Source organism: Microbacterium sp. LWH3-1.2 (assembly GCF_040675855.1).
Classification (GTDB): Bacteria; Actinomycetota; Actinomycetes; order Actinomycetales; family Microbacteriaceae; genus Microbacterium.
The window spans coordinates 276,197-292,644 of the sequence record NZ_JBEGIK010000001.1 but is presented as its reverse complement, the minus strand read 5'-3'; the positions used below and the strand labels follow the sequence as shown (position 1 = coordinate 292,644).

15 protein-coding genes are annotated in these 16,448 nt (G+C 66.5%); 8 read left to right on the top strand and 7 right to left on the bottom strand.

All coding sequences use genetic code 11. From position 1 onward, the window contains the following. Window positions 1–163: 163 nt before the first annotated feature. The 6 genes from MRBLWH3_RS01430 to MRBLWH3_RS01405 all read right to left on the bottom strand — a co-directional run bounded on the left by MRBLWH3_RS01430 (window position 164) and on the right by MRBLWH3_RS01405 (window position 6,996). Window positions 164–1,582 carry an amidase gene (locus MRBLWH3_RS01430; protein WP_363427990.1) on the bottom strand — a complete coding sequence of 473 codons (1,419 nt, stop codon included), beginning with the start codon at window positions 1,580–1,582 and terminating at the stop codon, window positions 164–166. A gap of 1 nt (window position 1,583) precedes the next feature. Further along, window positions 1,584–2,423, bottom strand: coding sequence for an ABC transporter ATP-binding protein (locus MRBLWH3_RS01425; RefSeq protein ID WP_363427988.1), 840 nt, complete (start codon window positions 2,421–2,423; stop codon window positions 1,584–1,586). Next, window positions 2,420–4,102, bottom strand: coding sequence for a dipeptide/oligopeptide/nickel ABC transporter permease/ATP-binding protein (locus MRBLWH3_RS01420; protein WP_363427986.1), 1,683 nt, complete (start codon window positions 4,100–4,102; stop codon window positions 2,420–2,422). The genes MRBLWH3_RS01425 and MRBLWH3_RS01420 overlap by 4 nt, the downstream gene beginning before the upstream one ends. Continuing rightward, entirely contained in the window at window positions 4,095–5,114 is a 1,020-nt protein-coding gene (locus tag MRBLWH3_RS01415; protein ID WP_363427984.1) for an ABC transporter permease, read from the bottom strand. The genes MRBLWH3_RS01420 and MRBLWH3_RS01415 overlap by 8 nt, the downstream gene beginning before the upstream one ends. Before the next feature lie 64 nt (window positions 5,115–5,178). Continuing rightward, entirely contained in the window at window positions 5,179–6,735 is a 1,557-nt protein-coding gene (locus tag MRBLWH3_RS01410; RefSeq protein ID WP_363427982.1) for an ABC transporter substrate-binding protein, read from the bottom strand. A gap of 42 nt (window positions 6,736–6,777) precedes the next feature. Continuing rightward, window positions 6,778–6,996: a hypothetical protein gene (locus tag MRBLWH3_RS01405; protein ID WP_363427980.1), complete on the bottom strand. Its 219-nt coding sequence runs from the start codon at window positions 6,994–6,996 to the stop codon at window positions 6,778–6,780. A gap of 156 nt (window positions 6,997–7,152) precedes the next feature. Between MRBLWH3_RS01405 and MRBLWH3_RS01400 the strand changes: the two genes are divergently transcribed. From MRBLWH3_RS01400 to lpdA, 8 genes are all read left to right on the top strand, one after another. Further along, on the top strand, window positions 7,153–7,830 hold the full coding sequence (locus MRBLWH3_RS01400; RefSeq protein WP_363427978.1) for a TetR/AcrR family transcriptional regulator: 678 nt from the start codon (window positions 7,153–7,155) through the stop codon (window positions 7,828–7,830). Window positions 7,831–8,048: 218 nt separating this feature from the next. Continuing rightward, on the top strand, window positions 8,049–8,615 hold the full coding sequence (locus MRBLWH3_RS01395) for a YceI family protein (protein ID WP_363427976.1): 567 nt from the start codon (window positions 8,049–8,051) through the stop codon (window positions 8,613–8,615). Between the two features lie 193 nt (window positions 8,616–8,808). Next, entirely contained in the window at window positions 8,809–10,008 is a 1,200-nt protein-coding gene (locus MRBLWH3_RS01390) for an LLM class flavin-dependent oxidoreductase (protein WP_414685390.1), read from the top strand. A gap of 709 nt (window positions 10,009–10,717) precedes the next feature. Continuing rightward, complete coding sequence (locus MRBLWH3_RS01385; RefSeq protein ID WP_363427972.1) at window positions 10,718–11,047, top strand: RidA family protein; 330 nt, start codon at window positions 10,718–10,720, stop codon at window positions 11,045–11,047. Window positions 11,048–11,270: 223 nt separating this feature from the next. Continuing rightward, window positions 11,271–12,368: a LacI family DNA-binding transcriptional regulator gene (locus tag MRBLWH3_RS01380; RefSeq protein ID WP_363427970.1), complete on the top strand. Its 1,098-nt coding sequence runs from the start codon at window positions 11,271–11,273 to the stop codon at window positions 12,366–12,368. Between the two features lie 199 nt (window positions 12,369–12,567). Continuing rightward, window positions 12,568–13,500 carry an NAD(P)-dependent oxidoreductase gene (locus MRBLWH3_RS01375; RefSeq protein ID WP_363427968.1) on the top strand — a complete coding sequence of 311 codons (933 nt, stop codon included), beginning with the start codon at window positions 12,568–12,570 and terminating at the stop codon, window positions 13,498–13,500. Window positions 13,501–13,598: 98 nt separating this feature from the next. Continuing rightward, a complete protein-coding gene (locus tag MRBLWH3_RS01370) occupies window positions 13,599–14,807 on the top strand; it encodes a M24 family metallopeptidase (RefSeq protein WP_363427966.1) in 1,209 nt (402 codons plus the stop codon). Between the two features lie 13 nt (window positions 14,808–14,820). Next, window positions 14,821–16,218 carry a dihydrolipoyl dehydrogenase gene (gene lpdA / locus MRBLWH3_RS01365; protein WP_363427964.1) on the top strand — a complete coding sequence of 466 codons (1,398 nt, stop codon included), beginning with the start codon at window positions 14,821–14,823 and terminating at the stop codon, window positions 16,216–16,218. A gap of 57 nt (window positions 16,219–16,275) precedes the next feature. Here lpdA and MRBLWH3_RS01360 read toward each other — a convergent pair whose 3' ends face one another. Continuing rightward, entirely contained in the window at window positions 16,276–16,416 is a 141-nt protein-coding gene (locus tag MRBLWH3_RS01360) for a hypothetical protein (RefSeq protein WP_363427962.1), read from the bottom strand. Between the last annotated feature and the right edge of the window lie 32 nt (window positions 16,417–16,448).

The following is a 16,448-nucleotide window of genomic DNA, read 5'->3' as shown; positions in this document are numbered from 1 at the left end:
CAACCCCTTGCACCGTGTGGGTGGGCCAGTGGGAAGGTTCCAAGAAGATCCGCTTCCCACTCGGTCGAGCGTCAGGGGTGATGCCTACGATGTCGGTCACGAGATGCGCCCACTCGTCGCGGCCTGATGAGGTCGGCTCTTCAGCGAGCGGTATCCCGGGAGTTCACGCCAGCTGGGAGATCGGCGTCACAGCTTCGACCGCGGCCTCGACGTCGCGCGCCGCAGCCAGAGCGATGTGATCACCGTTGCGCGGCGCGATCAGCTGAACACCCGAGGGGATGCCGTCAGCGTCCAGTCCGGTGGGCACCGCGACCGAGGGGAGGCCGAGGAAGTTCACGGTGACGAGCAGCCGATGGTCGCGCCACAGCTGCGTCGTTGCTGTCGGGCCGGAGAGGTCGTAGCCGATCAACGGCATGCGGCGAGTGGAGACCGGTCCGAGCACGATCGGGTGCTCCGACTGGAACTGCTCCCACGCAGCGGCGATGACGAGCCGTCGCCCCCACGCGTCGGCATAGTCGCCGACCGAACCGAACACGGCCGTCTCGTCGGCGTTGTCGAGGAAGTACTGCATGGCGCCAGCGCCCAGAGGAGCAGGGCGTGCTCCCGGCTGGAACAAGCCCACGAGTTCGGTGACCGACAGCTGACGCCACAGCACCGCGGCGTCTTCGATCATGGGAGGTTCCACCTCGTCCACGTCCCACCCCGCGTCGCTCAGCGCGTCGGCGGCGATCGTGAGCGCCTGTGCCACCTCCGGGTCGACGCCCCAGCCGAGCGGGTCGCGCGTCAGAGCGACCTTTCGGATGCCGTCGTATCCGTGCGGGTGAGGGATGGATGCCGTGGCAGGATCGAGCCCATCCGCGCCATGCATGAGCGAGAAGGCCATGTCGAGATCGTCGACGTGTCGCGCGATCGGGCCGTTGACGGAGAAGAACTGCTCGGTGAGAGGCGAGGGCTGCACCGGCCCCGCTGCCGGAACTCGCCCGGCCGACGGCCGCAGCGCGGTCACACCGGCGGCGTACGCCGGCAGGCGCAGCGATCCGCCGTAATCGTTGCCGAGGCCGAGTGCCACCATGCCCGTCGCGACCGCGACGGCATCGCCTCCGCTGGACCCGCCGGGCACCCGCGTGCGGTCCCATGGGTTGTAGGTGCGCCCGAACAGCTCGTTGTCGGTGTCCCAGCGCAACCCGGTCTCGGGCATGTTGCCGCGGCCGATCGGGATCGCATCCGCTTCCAGGAGGCGGCGCACGATGGTGGCGTCCTCTGAGGGGAGGGCGTCCGCGAGGAACGTCCATCCTTCCGTCGTCGGCGACCAGGTCAGATCGATGTTCTCCTTCACGGAGATGGGCACGCCCGCCAGGTCGCCGAGCTCTTCGCCGTCCGCGATGCGGCGATCCAGCTGCGCGGCGAGTTCGCGGGCTCGATCCGCGAACACGACGGTGAGCGCGCCGAGCCGCGGGTTGACATCGGCGATCCGTGCGAGGTGCGACTCGACCACCTCGAGCGCCGTCACCTCGCCCTCACGGACGAGTCGTGCGATCTCACGGGCGCTGTTGCGCCAGATGGGCTGCGGGTTCGTTGTCATCTCAGGCCTCCTGGTGGCTCGCTGTGGACGATTGGACACCGTCGTCGGGTCCGGACAGATCGAAAGCCGCGCCGCCGGGCACGGATTCGATGAGTGTTCTGGTGTACTCCGCGCGTGGCTCGGCGAAGACGGATGTCACAGGCCCCGCTTCGATGACCTCGCCGTTCAGCAGCACGACGACCTCGTCGCAGAGCTGGCTGACGACGGCGAGATTGTGCGAGATGAAAAGCATCGTCAGGCCGAGTTCCTCGCGCAGTCGGGTGAGAAGCTCGAGGATCTCCGCCTGAGTCGACACGTCGAGTGCCGACGTGATCTCGTCCGCGATGATCACCTCGGGGTCGATGGCGAGAGCGCGCGCGATCGCGATGCGCTGGCGCTGCCCGCCCGAGAACTCGTGGGGATAGCGGCTCATCACCTCCGCATCCAGCGAGACCGCGGTGAGAGCCGCTTCGAGATGCTCCCGGTGGCGCGCGACCCGGGCGAACACGGGATCGATCGCTTCGGCCAGCGTCTGCCCGATCGTTCGCCGGGGGTCGAGCGACGAGTAGGGATTCTGCGGGATGAGCTGGATCCGCCGCCGTACCGATCCGCGGGTCCGACGGTCCGCGCCGACGAGCTCGACGTCGCCGAATCGGATGGAGCCGCTCTGGGCCCGGTGGATCCCGATGATCGTCTTCGCGATCGTGGACTTGCCCGACCCGGACTCCCCGACGAGCGCCACGGTGGAGCCGCGGGTCAGCGCCAGGTCGACGTCGTGGAGGATCCTCGTCGCGCGCGCGCCGTGGCTGAGCGTCACATTCAGGCCGGTGATTTCCAGAAGGGGCCTCTCCGTGCGGGTCATGACGTCACCTCCTGGGACATCGCCGGATTCTGGCGGGCGAGAGTGGGTGTGGCATCAAGGAGTGCACGGGTGTAGGGATGCTGCACTCTGCGGGCGGCGAGATCCGCGGCGGACAGCCGTTCGACGATCTCGCCGTGCCGCATCACGATGACTCGGTCGCACAGCGCCTCCACGACGGCGATGTCATGCGAGATGAAGAGGATGGCCGTGCCCTCGCTCTTGTTGATCCGCTTGAGGTGGCGCAGCACCTCGGCCTGCACCGTGACGTCGAGGGCGGTCGTGGGCTCGTCGGCGATGATGAGCCGCGGGTTGGTGACCAGAGACGACGCGATGATCGCCCGCTGGAGCATCCCGCCCGAGAGCTGGAACGGGTGGTGATGCATGCGCTCCTCGGGCTTGCGGATACGCATCCGTCGCAGCGCGTCGACCAGCGTGTCGGCGGCCTGTCTGCGCGACAGGCCGAGATGCACGCGCGCCACTTCCGTCAGCTGGACGCCGAGTCGGAGTGCCGGGTTGAAGGTCGAGCCGGGGTCCTGATACACGAGGCCGATCTCCTTCGCAAGGCGGCCGCGGTGACGGTCGGATCGCAGATCGAGGTCGCCGAGACGCATCAGGCCTGCGTCGACGCTCACGCTCTCGGGCTGGAGTCGCGCCAGGCTCATGGCGGTCATCGACTTTCCGGAGCCCGACTCGCCCACGAGGCCGAGGATCTCACCCGGGCCGATCTCGAGATCCACGCCCTTGACGAGCACGCGACCCGTGGCCGTCGTGACGGTGAGATCACGTACCTCCACGAGCGCCAGAGGCGCGGTCGAGGGGCTCGTCGACACCGCACGCCGGCTGCGGCGCACCCGCGGCTGGCGCCCCCAGGGATCGATCCGGGCGGCGAGCCCGTCGCCGGTCAGCATCGCGGCGACGCCGGCGAAGATCAGCATCATCGATGGTGCGACGACCTGCATCGGCTGCGAGTAGATCGCGGGCAGCCCCTCGTTCAGGAGCCGCCCCCAGTCGTAGTCGGGGCTCTGCACGCCGAGGCCCACGAAGGACAGGCTCGAGATGTCGAGCAGCGACAGCGCGAAGCTGGAGGCGATCAGCACCAGGAGCGGACCGCCGATGTTCGGCAGCAGATGCCTGCTGAAGAGCATCCAGCCGGGCACGCCGAGCAGTCTCGCCGTCCCGACGAAGTCCCGGTGGGCGACCGTGGCGGTCATGTTCGACGTGATCCGCGCGAACCCGGGGATGCCGGCGATCCCGATGGCGATGATCGCGGACGACGTCGCCGGGCCGAGGATGGCGGCGATGACGAGTGCGAGGATGATCGACGGGAACGCGACGGTCGAGTCGATGATGCGCAGCACCGTTTCGCGCAGCCAGCGGGGGGCGAGCCACACCAGCGCTCCGATGAGCACGCCGGCGACCACGGCGATGGCAGTCGCGGACACCGACATCACCAGGGTGAGGCGCGTGGCCACGAGGGATCGGGCCAGGATGTCGCGGCCGAGGTCGTCGGTGCCGAACCAGTGCTCGGCCGATGGCTGAGCGCGGGTGTCGGGAGTGATGGTGTTGGCTGCGCCGCTGAGGAGGATCGGCGCGAGGATGGCGATCAGCACCAGGACGCTCATCATCGCCAGACCGGCGATCAGTGGAACGGGGTAGCCGCGTCGAGTGGCATCAGTCATCGGACGGCCCTCCCAGAGTGCGCGGATCGATCAGGCCGAGCAGGATGTCGATCACGAGATTGATGATGATCGCCAAGGCTCCGATCGTCAGGACGATGCCTTGGATCACCGGGTAGTCCCGATAGATGATGGCCTGCACGACTTCGAGCCCGAGGCCGGGAAGGCTGAAGACGGTCTCGATGATCACGGCGCCGCCCAGCAGGCCGGCCAGGATGAGCCCGGTCAGCGTGAGTGTCGACGCCATGAGGTTGGGGAGTGCGTGCCGCAGGTAGAGGCGCGCGGCGCTGATGCGCCGTCCGCGCGCGGTCCTCATGTAGTCCTGCTGCAGAACCTCGAATGTCTCCTGCCGCACGACGCGGGCGACCGCGAATGTGGGGCCGAGTGCGAGGGCGGCGATCGGCAGCACGAATGCTCCCGGCGCGGTCGCACCTCCCGCGGGGAGGATCTGCAGCCCGATGGCGAAGACGACGATGAGAAGGGTCGCAGCCACATACGCGGGGAACGACGCGAGGAAGCCCGCGAGCGCCCCGAAGCCGGTCGCCAGCGCGGGTCGGCGGCCCCCGCGGGTCAGGACCCCGATGGACATTCCCAGGGGGATCGCGACGACGATGACCACGGCGATCGCACCGAAGGCGATGGTGGCCGTGTAGGGGAGCTTCGTCATGATCGTCGTCGTCACCGGCGTGCCGTACCGGAAGCTCTCGCCGAGATCGAAGGTGAACAGGCCCTGGGCGTACAGCGCGAACTGCGTCCAGAGCGGCGAGTCGAGGTTGAGCCGTTCCCGCAGGGCGGCGATGGTCTCGGGTGTGGCATCAGGGCCGAGGATCGCGATCGCCGGGTCGCCGGGGATGAGCGGCACGATCAAGAACGTCAGGATCACGAGAAGCGCCAGCGAGAGCAGGAGCCCGCCCAGGCGTCGGACGGCGAATCCGCCCCAGGAGCTGCGGACGAAGCGCCGTCGGATGCCGAGCGCAGGTGCGTCGGCAAGGCTGGTGAGCTCTGCGCCGGACATGTGATTCCTCGGGTGTGATCGGGGCTCCCGCGGCCGACGTGACGGTCGGCCGCGGGAGCAGGTGTCAGTCAGCGATTCGGAATATCGGGTCGTCGAGCGCGCCTCCGAGCATCTGCACCGTGAAGCCGGGCCGCTGCACGTAGATGAAGGCGTCGTTCACGAGCGGGAACGTGTCGACGTTCTCGATCAGCGCGTCCACCGCGGTGTTCAGGAACGCGCACCGCTCGTCCTCCGACGTCGCGGTCAGCGAGGCGCCGAAGGCTTCGTTCGCCGCGGCGTTCGTCGCACCTCCGACGTTGCCGCCGCCCTCCTGGATCGTCGGACCGACGAAGCTGCCCAGCGGGCTGGTCAGCGAGCCCAGGAAGTTCAGATCGGCGAACATCGTCAGGTCCCAGGCATCCGGCTCGCCGAAGACCTTCGCGATCCACGAGCCCACGTCCGTGTTCTCGATCGTCACCTCGGCACCCGCGGCCCGGAGAGCCTCGGCGATGTACTCGTTGCCCGCGCCTGCAGGGCCGGCGACATTGGGGCCCACGAACCGGATGCTCACCCCGGTCAGCGCCGCCGTGGCTGCGTCGACATCCTGCTCGGGGATCGCCGGGTTCGAGGCCGGGACACACGGGATCTGCTCGGATGCCAGCGAGGTCAGGATCTCGCCGGTGCCGAGCGAGGTGACCTCTTCGAACATCGCGCGGTCCAGTGCCTGCGCCACCGCGAGGCGCAGGGTGGGATCGGTGAAGACACTGCTGGGCCGCTCGTTGAAGAGGAGGTAGAAGTCGGAGAACCGGTTGACCGAGACGTCGTACCCTTCCATGCGGTCGAAGCGTTCGATGGTCTGAGCCTGGATTTTCGCGATGTCGAGCTGACCGCTGAGCACGAGGTTCGCGGTGGCGGTGGAGTCGGGAGAGACGACGTATTCCAGCGTGCTCGCCGGGCGGCCATCGATCGTCGTCGTCCAGTCCGGCCACGCGTCGTAGTCCTCGCGGAGCGCGTAGGTGTACTTCACGCCGGGCTCGAAGGACTCCAGTGTGTACGGCCCCGATTCGCTGCCCTCCACGGTGCCGTCGGCGAGCCCCTCAGGATCTGCGAGCCCGGCCGGGCACACGATACCCGTCGATGAGATGCTCAGCCCGGCGATGAGGTCCGGCCAGGGGCTGCCCAGGTCGATCGTCACGGTGCCGGCCGCGTCGTCAGCGGTGATCGTCGGCGGAGGGCCGCCGAACACCTGGAAGGAGGTGGTCGAGCCGTTGCCTACGAAGTAGTCGAGTGAGTCCTTCACCACGGTCGGCGTGATCTCGGTGCCGTCGGCGCAGGTCGCGCCCGCTCTGATGGTGAGCACCGCCTGCGTCGGCGTCGACGTCCACTCGGCCGCGAGGCCGGGAACCAGTCCCGAGGCATCCCTGCGCACGAGGGTGTCGTATGCGGCACGCGCGAGGAGGTAGTCGGGCAGCGAGAGCGTGACGCTCGGGTCGAAGGTGGCGGGGATGTCGATGGTGGTGCGGATCGTGTCGACGTCCGCTGTGTCGCCTTCACCTCCGCCTCCACCGGTGCAGCCGGTCGCAGTCAGGGCGATCGTCGCAGCGATGGCGGCCGCGCCGATCAAGGTGAGTCGTCGGGACATGCTGGGCCTCTCTCGGTGGTTTCTCGGGTGGGACGGGAGGAGTCAGGCAAAGACGTCGAAGACGTCGATCGTGGTGTCGTGCTCATCGGCGAACGCGCGATCGACGAAGACCGAGCGTGTGAGGTGCCGCACGACGGTGCCTCCCGTGATCGGGACGAACTCGAGCAGTTCGCGATCTCGATGCTCGAGCGGGAGGTAGGCGCCCACTTCGGCGACGACCTGGAATGCGAAGCGCAGCACGGGGGCTTCGGGAGTGCTCATCAGGCTCCTGTCCTCATCACGTTGCGCCATCGCAAGTTGGAACGAGTATGGCCATAGTGACTGACATAGTCAATACTGTTCACTAAATGGACACGCGGTGGGAACAGAAAGAATGGGAATGCGCATGCATGTGCGGGTGCGGAAGGCGGGTGGCAGTTGACTGAGATCACACGGGTGCGTCGCAAGCGCGGATCCCTCTCTCGAGATGAGATCGTCGCGGCGGCGCTGCGTCTGATGGACGGCGAAGGAGAGCCCGCCCTGACCTTCGCTCGTCTCGGTGAGGAACTGAAGGCGTCTCCGACCGCCGTCTACCGTCACTTCCTGAGTCGTCAGGATCTGCTTCGCGCCCTCGCGGATCACCTGGACGGCATCTCGATCGAGGGGTACACCCCGACCGACGACTGGCGGATCGACCTGCAGGACCTCGCATGGCGGGCGTGGCGCACCGCCAACGAGCATCCGGCGGCGGCCGCGATCTCCCTCTCCCTGGTGTCGAACGGGACGAACGAACTGCGGGCAGTCGAGTGGGTTCTCAGGGCGATCCATCGAGCCGGATTGACTGGACGCCAGGCTGTCGTCCAGTACCAGGTCTACTCCAACCTCGTGCTCGGCTCGGCGGGAGCTCACGGAGCGCGCCTCAGCGCGCCCGACGCCCGCGAGGTCGATGAGGGCTGGATCCAGGTGTACGCGCCTAAGGACCCGAGTCAGTTCCCTCATGCCGAAGCGGTGAAGGCCGAGCTGGCGTCGGTCACCTACGAGGAGGTCTTCGCCAAGCAACTCGAGATGTATCTGGACGCACTCGCGATCATGGGCGCTCCAGGCGACGGCGGGTGATCCGCGTCCGGCGCCTCGTCAACCCCCGCTCCTCGGCTCGCAGGGTCTCGAGGCGGTCATCCACACCAGGTCGCTCGAGGCCCCGAACCGGTTCCGCTCGTAACACTTGGACACACGGGAGGAGCTTTTCTATGCACGGGAATAGGTGTCCGGGCCGCCATGTTGGCCTTGCTATGTCCGCACAGGGCGGACGAAGCGACTTGACGAGAAGGACAGCCATGACTGACACCAGCACGATCGACGTTCCCGGTTACACGGCGGGCACCTGGGTGCTCGACGCCGCGCACAGCGAGGTGCACTTCAGCGTTCGCCACATGATGATCGCGAAGGTGCGGGGGAAGTTCGGCGTGAAGAGCGCGACGCTGCATGCGCCGGAGAACCCGTTGGAGGCGCGCGTCGAGGCTTCCGTCGACGCCACATCGCTTGATACGAACGACGAGAACCGTGACGCACATCTGCGCTCCGCGGACTTCTTCGACGTCGAGCAGTACCCGACGATCGAGTTCCGCTCTACCGGGGTGCGCCTCGAGGCTGGCGAGTTCCTGGTTGACGGCGACCTGACGATCCGCGGCATCACGAAGCCGGTGACCTTCGATTTCGAGTTCGGCGGATTCGGCAAGGACCCGATCTACAGCAGCTACAAGGCCGGCGCGACGGCGACCACCGTCATCAATCGCGAGGACTTCGGCCTCACCTGGAACGCCGCGCTCGAGACCGGCGGCGTACTCGTCGGCAAGGACGTCACGATCACCCTCGAGCTCGAGGGCGCGCTGCAGGAGGACTGACCACCGCAGACCGAAGAGCGGATGCCTCGAACCAGAGGCATCCGCTCTCGGCCCTGGGAGCGGGGATCCCGTGTGGCCCGCCTAAGCGGCGCGTTGCAGAAGATGCATTCATTTGCACAGATTCGCCCGGAGCGGGAACCAGCCGGGGCGCAGAAGCGGAGAGATCATGAGCGAGAGCACCACGTGGGCGGGGATGCAGTTCGGCATCTTCACGGTGAGCGACATCACCGAGGACCCGACGGACGGGACGACACCCAGTGAGGCGGAGAGGATTCAGGCGACCCTGCGGATCGCCCAGCATGCCGAGGAGGTGGGGCTGGACGTCTTCGCCCTCGGTGAGCACCACAACCCGCCGTTCTGGTCCTCGTCGCCCACGACGACACTCGCGTACATCGCGGCGCGGACCGAGCGTCTCATCCTGTCGACCGCGACGACCTTGATCACCACGAACGACCCGGTGAAGATCGCCGAGGACTATGCGATGCTGCAGCACGTGTCGGGCGGTCGCACCGACCTGATGCTGGGTCGTGGCAACACCGGCCCGGTGTACCCGTGGTTCGGCAAGGACATCCGCCAGGGCCTGCCGTTGGCGATCGAGAACTACAATCTGCTGCACCGCCTCTGGCGGGAGGACGTCGTGGACTGGGAGGGGCAGTTCCGCACGCCGCTGCAGGGCTTCACCTCCACACCCCGTCCGCTGGACGGCGTGGCGCCCTTCGTGTGGCACGGGTCGATCCGCACCCCCGAGATCGCCGAGCAGGCCGCGTACTACGGCGACGGGTTCTTCGCGAACAACATCTTCTGGCCGAAGGAGCACTACCAGCGCCTGATCCAGCTGTACCGTCAGCGCTACGCGCACTACGGGCACGGCACGCCCGAGCAGGCGATCGTGGGCCTGGGTGGCCAGGTGTTCATGGCGGCGAACTCGCAGGACGCGGTGACGCGGTTCCGCCCGTACTTCGACAACGCCCCGGTCTACGGCCACGGCCCGTCGCTCGAGGACTTCAGCGAGATGACGCCGCTCACGGTGGGCTCGCCGCAGCAGGTGATCGACCGCTACGCGGCGATGCGCGAGACGTACGGTGATTACCAGCGCCAGCTGTTCCTCATCGATCACGCCGGCCTGCCGCTGAAGACCGTGCTCGAGCAGCTCGACATCCTGGGCGGCGAGGTGGTTCCGGTGCTGCGCAAGGAGCTGCAGAAGAACCGCCCCGCGGAGGTGCCCGACGCACCCACCCACACGAACCTCGTGGCCGCCAAGTACGGCGACGAGGCGCCGCGGCAGGCCATCCCCGGCGCGAACCGCGGCGACAACCTCGTGGGCGCCAGCCCGTACCAGGACAGCCCGGCCCCGGCCGGCGCTGCGTTCGGCATCCGTCCTCACCAGGGATGACCGGACGAGCTCTGGACGGGATCTCGGCCCGCCCGTCGACCACGCTTCAAGTCCCTGATGCGAGCGGTCTCCTACAGCTCCAGCGATCTCGTCGTGCGTGCTCGCCCTGAGCTGGGAGCGCACAGTCAGATGGTGAGTTCGGGTGCAGTCCACGGCCGCAATCGTGCCAGCCCAGGCAGTGATGACGTCGGAGTCTCTCACAACGGGTGCACGGTGATCCTCCTATCCCATGGGGGTATAGACGCCCTCCGGCGGCACTCCCTCAATGGCTGGATGCGGCTTCGGCAACCGCGGCTCGCGTGTCATTCGAATACCTGGTGTCGTCGAGCAGAACCGAGCCGGAGCGGTCGCCCGCATATCCCATTCTCGGATCTCGAGTTCATGCGGCCGCGGTGCTTGGCGGGCGATGGGCGTCCGGAGATCCGCGGACGCGGGCCAAGAATGCTAAGCAATCGATTGTGTTGAGGTCTGAGGCTCGGAAGCTCTCGCGGCCGCTTGACGCATCGGTACCACGCCACAATCGTTTGCAGTTCTCCTTCGCGTTTGCGAACATGTACGGGAACGCGACGACACACCCGAGGACGGCCATGACACAAACACTACGAATTGCCGATGACTGGTCTTCGTCGGACTGGATGAGTGCGCGATCCGAAGACGTTGTCGTCACCGAGACCGCGGCGAGGGTCCTGTATCTCTCCAGCGTGGGCCCGTGGGCTCCGAGCAACGAACCGAACGCGGACTTGCTCGCGCCTGGAGATTTCGCGAACAGACACGGCACGCTTTCGGGAGGCTCGAACATGTCTTGGCTCATGAAAGCGCGACTTGGCGGGACATCGTCCGGATGACGGCATACGTTGCGGATGCGTCGCACATCCGAACGTTCTTCGAAGTCCAACGCAGGGTGCTCGGTGACGCCCCGCCGACCGTAATGAAGGTCGCGAAGTTCAGTTCGCTTCAGAAGCTCGTCGAGGTAGGTGCAACGGCGGTGGTGCCATTGCCGATGTCGTCGAGGGGCGTCGATCGGGGCACGCTCGACTGATAGCCGATGTGTGCCCGCCGCCCGATGCTCTCGCGCCCACATTGCGTCCGGATTCAGATGTAGGCCGGCTCGGAAGTCGGATCACGCGGGCGTCAAGGCGGCTGGCTGTGGCGTGACTCATGGTCGCTGGGCTCCCCATTTGACAACGTGGATAGTGCAATGCCAATGACCCGGCGATTCGGGGTGTCGGTCTGTATGGACGCCAAGACCGATAGGATCACACGTGCTCGTGAGCTTCGGTGGCGCGAAGAGCAGTCGTACGATGAGGGGGTGGCGGGTGGCGGAGGCCCGGCGCGCCACGATCGCTGAGGTGGCCCAACTGGCGGGGGTGCACGCTGGGACGGCGTCCCGCGCACTGAATGCTCGCACCCGAGCGATGGTCAACGCCGACACCGTTCTGAGGGTCGAGGAGGCCGCCAAACGTCTGGGATACGTGCCCAACGCCCTGGCGCGTGGCCTCCGTACGAGGAACTCGATGACGATCGGCGTGGTCATCCCCGACATCACCAATCCCTTCTTCCCCCCGGTGGTGAGGGGCATCGAGGCGCATCTCCAGCCCCACGGGTACTCGGCGCTCATTGCGAACACTGATGGTTTCGCCGAAGGTGAGAGTGGGGCACTCCGTTCGCTGCTCGACCGCCGCGTGGATGGACTCATCGTCGCCTCCGGGCAGCGGGAAGAGACGGCGATCGCGGAACTCTACCGCTCAGGCGTGAAAGTCGTCCTGCTCAACCGCGACGCCGGGCCAGTGCCCTATCCATTGGTGGCGGGAAACGACGCAAGCGGTATCGCTGCAGCTGTCGAATCCCTCGTCGAGTTGGGGCATCGACGCCTTGTCCACGTGGCCGGCCCGATGAGCATCTCGACCAGCGCCTCTCGCGCTCAGGCGTTCGAAGCGTCCTGTTCGGCTCACGAGGGCGTCGTCGGGACCGTGGTGAATGCGGACGCACTATCGATCGAGGCAGGCCGGGATGCGATGCTGCCGCTCTTGCGTAACCGCAGTCACGGTATTACGGGTGTCATCGCGAGTACTGATCTCATCGCAGTTGGCATCCTGCGTGCGATGAAGCAGATGGCCATCCAATGCCCGCGCGACATGTCGGTCATCGGCTTCAATGACGTCCAGTTCGCCGAGGACTTCTGTCCGCCGCTCAGCACGATTAGGGTGCCGACCACCGCGATGGGGGAACGCGCAGCACGGCTGCTACTCGATGCACTCAACGGCGGTGATCAGATGGCCGAGACCGTCATGCTCCCCGTGTCCCTGGTCTTGCGAGATTCGACTGGGCCGGCGCCAGTCGAAGGCATCCAGCAACTCTGAGAGGCAACGTGCATCGGGCGATATCCCGAGCGATGCTTTGACTTCTTCGTGTTTGCGCACGCGCTGGGGAGGTGGCTCGACCGGTCCTGTTCGGGGCGTTGCATTGGGCTGCTCGACGGCGTCGCGCCACCGGACTGTTGCACCAGATCACCGCGGACGTTATGGTGGATGCAATCGATTGCTTAGCAGGGGAGCAAACATGACTACGAAGCCGACCGTCGGGTGGATTGGCGCTGGACGAATGGGCTCCCAGCTCATCAAACGCCTGCTTGATGCTGGATACGAGGTTGCGGTCTACAACCGGACTCGCGCGAAGGCCGAGCCTCTTACCGAGTTCGGCGCGACTGTCGTCGACCGGCCAGTAGAGCTGGCGGGACGCAACATCGTGTTCAGCATGGTGTCTGCATCCAAGGACCTCGAGCATGTCATGCTCGGCGAAGGTGGACTGCTCACTGACGATGGTCGTGCGCCGAAGCTGATCGGCGACGCCTCGACGGTGTCGCCGGAGGCAAGTGCGAGCGTTCGCTCGGTTGCTGAAGGTCGTGGCGTGGGCTTCCTCGCAACGCCGGTCTCGGGCAATCCCGCGGTGATCGCGGCTGGCAAGCTCACCGTCGCCGTTTCGGGCCCGCGGGATGTTTTCGAGACCGCGCTGCCGCTGCTGCAGACCTGGGGCCGAGGCGTCACTTACGTGGGCGAGGGGGAAGTTGCACGCACAGTCAAAATCGCGCACAACGTATTCCTGGGCGTTGTGACGCAGTCGCTCGCCGAGATCACCGTGCTCGCTGAGAAGGCGGGCGTGACTCGTGAGGCGTTCCTCGAATTCCTCAACGACTCGGTGATGGGCTCCGTGTTCACGCAGTACAAGACCCCCGCCTTCGTGAACCTGGACTTCAAGCCCACCTTCACCAACGTGCTGCTGCAGAAGGACTTCGATCTCGGCCTCGCCGCGGCGCACAATCTGGGTGTGGTCATGCCTGTCGCCTCGGTGACGCGAAACATCGTCGCTCAGGAGGTCGGTAACGGCAACGTCGAGCAGGACTTCGCGACGCTTCTGCTGACGGTTGCGCGCGGCTCCGCGCTCGACATCGCCTCGGAGAACGCGTCGGTGAGCGACGGCCTCGAGGCCGAGTGATGGGGGCTCACCACTCTCACGGGGGAGCCGGCCGCTTCGAGCGGCCGGTTTCCCGGCCCGCCGGTGTGCGGCCGTTGGGTGCGCCGGGTCAGAACGGCGTGGACTACGAGCATCGCGTCGACTTCGACCGGCTGCGCAACTATCGCCTCTCACGCGCCAAGCTGGCGCTCGAGAACAGCGAATGCGGTGCATTCCTGCTGTTCGACTTCTACAACATCCGGTACACCACGCAGACGTGGATCGGCGGGGCGCTGGGCGACAAGATGATCCGGTACACCCTGCTCATGCGTGATCACGATCCGATCCTCTGGGACTTCGGCTCCGCGGTCCGTCATCACAAGCTCTACTCGGACTGGGTGCCGGAGGAGAACTATCGCGCCGGGTTCCTCGGCTTCCGAGGTGCCGTCGATCCCGAGGGCGGCGCAGGTCTCATGCGGGACGCGGTGTCCGAGATCCGTTCTCTGCTGCAGGGTGCCGGCCTGGCCGACGCACCGGTAGGCGTCGACATCGTCGAACCGCCGTTCCTGTTCGAGATGCAGCGACAGGGACTGCGCGTGGTCGATGCGCAGCAGTCGATGCTGGACGCGCGTGTGATCAAGAACCAGGATGAGATCCTGCTGCTCAATCAGGCCGCAGCGATGGTTGACGGCGTCTACCAGGACATCGCCGAGGCCCTCAAGCCTGGCGTGCGTGAGAACGAGATCGTCGCTCTGGCGAACAAGCGCCTCTACGAGTATGGCTCCGACCAGGTCGAGGCAGTCAATGCCATCTCCGGTGAGCGGTGCAACCCGCACCCGCACAACTTCACCGACCGGATCATCCGTCCGGGTGACCAAGCATTCTTCGACATCATTCACTCGTTCAACGGCTACCGCACCTGCTACTACCGCACGTTCGGGGTGGGGTGGGCGACCGCGAGCCAGCGGGACGCGTACAAGCAGGCGCGAGAATGGATGGACATCGCCTTGGACGCGATCAGGCCGGGCGTCGGAAGCGATCAGGTTGCGAGTGTGCTGCCGGCCGCGCAGGACTTCGGGTTCGAGAATGAACTCGCTGCTTTCGGGTTGCAGTTCGCCCACGGTCTGGGCCTCGGTTTGCACGAACGGCCGATCATCTCGCGGCTGAACTCGATGAAGGACCCCGTCGAACTGAAGGCGGGCATGGTTTTCGCCATGGAGACGTACTGCCCTGCATCGGATGGAGTTTCGGCGGCGCGAATCGAAGAGGAAGTGGTCGTCACCGACTACGGGATCGAAGTCCTGACAAAGTTCCCGGCGCAAGAGCTGTTCGTCGCGAACCAGTACTGAGGAGTCCGGGAGCATGCCTCATTACGACGTCGCCATCCTCGGCGCGGGGCCCGGCGGCTACGTCGCGGCCGTCCGTGCTTCGCAGCTCGGCCTGAAGGTCGCCATCATCGAAGAGAAGTACTGGGGCGGTGTCTGTCTGAATGTGGGTTGCATCCCCTCGAAGGCTCTGCTGAAGAACGCGGACCTCGCGCACCAGTTCCACCACAAGGCCGATCTGTTCGGCATCTCGGGTGATGTGCGCTTCGACTTCGGTGTGGCGTGGGACCGCAGCCGCAAGGTGGCGGACACCCATGTCAAGGGCATCCATTACCTGATGAAGAAGAACAAGGTCGACGAGTACGAGGGGCGTGGTTCGTTCGTCGACGCGCACACGATCGATGTCGCGAAGTCCGACGGCGCCACCGAGCGGGTCACGTTCGACAACGCGATCATCTCGACCGGCTCGAAGGTGCGTCTGCTGCCGGGCGTGCAGATCGGGGGCAACGTCGTGACGTACGAGGAGCAGATCCTCGCCCGTGACCTGCCGCAGTCGATCGTCATCGTCGGCGCCGGCGCGATCGGCATGGAGTTCGCGTTCGTGATGGTGAACTACGGCGTGAAGGTCACGATCATCGAGTTCCTCGACCGTGCCCTGCCGAACGAGGACGCGGACGTCTCGAAGGAGATCGCGCGTCAGTACAAGGGTTACGGCGTCGACATCCTCACCTCGACCAAGGTGGAGACGGTCACCGATCACGGTGACAAGGTCACCGTGACCTACACCGCCAAGGACGGCTCCACCGGCTCGATCGACGCCGACAAGGTCATGATGTCGATCGGCTTCGCCGCCAACGTCGAGGGCTTCGGTCTCGAGAACACCGGCGTGAAGCTCACCGACCGCGGCGCCATCGACATCGACGACCACATGCGCACGAACGTTCCGCACATCTACGCGATCGGCGACGTCACGGCGAAGCTGCAGCTCGCGCACGTGGCCGAGGCGCAGGGCGTCGTCGCCGCCGAGACGATCGGCAAGGCCGAGACCATGACCCTGGGCGATTACCGCATGATGCCGCGCGCGACGTTCTGCTCGCCGCAGGTCGCCTCGTTCGGCCTCACCGAGCAGCAGGCGCGCGACGCCGGCTACGACGTCAAGGTCGCGAAGTTCCCGTTCTCGGCGAACGGCAAGGCCAACGGCCTGGGCGAGCCCATCGGCTTCGTCAAGCTCATCGCCGACGGCGAGCACCTCGAGCTGCTCGGCGGCCACCTGATCGGCCCCGACGTGTCCGAGCTGCTGCCCGAGCTCACCCTCGCGCAGAAGTGGGACCTCACCGCCCTCGAGGCCGCCCGCAACGTCCACACGCACCCGACGCTGTCGGAGGCCGTGCAGGAGGCCTTCCACGGCCTCGCCGGCCACATGATCAACCTCTGATCCGCTGACACGCGGAACGCCCCGGACCTCCTCGAAGGTCCGGGGCGTTTCTTCGTCTCACGCGCCGAGGGTGCGGGCGAGCTTGTCTTCCAGCGCGTACGCGGTGCGGCTGTCGAGGATCCGGGCGATCGGCGCCAAGGCCGACGCGCGCGCGATCTTCGAGACCGCGTCGGCGACAGCATCCGGGATCTCGCCCACCGATCCGATCGGCCAGTGCAGCAGAGACCGAT